Here is a 237-nt window from a genome sequence, read left to right as displayed (position 1 = left end):
GCAATCATAAACTTAGTTCTCTGATCTGCACTCTGAATCTGATTTACAAAAAGAACAAAAAACTCATAATTACGTGGCAATGTTCTCTTGCCAATACCATATTTATCATCACCAGTCTTATTCACAATATCTCTTGTAATAAAATGAGAACGCTCGATATAAGTCTCAAGTAATTCTTCTTTGTTATCAGTTGTCTCTCTAACAGAATATCCAGAAAACTCAACTGTTTGCTCTGGA

General features: G+C 33.3%; 1 pseudogene. It reads right to left on the bottom strand.

The window, feature by feature from the left end:
* Positions 1-237, bottom strand: a pseudogene (locus U881_RS11075) (hypothetical protein); the annotation flags it as partial.

The sequence above is a fragment of the Borrelia persica No12 genome (assembly GCF_000500045.1).
Classification (GTDB): domain Bacteria; phylum Spirochaetota; class Spirochaetia; order Borreliales; family Borreliaceae; genus Borrelia; species Borrelia persica.
The sequence above is the reverse complement of the archived record's forward strand: the minus strand, read 5'-3'. Positions and strand labels throughout refer to the sequence as shown.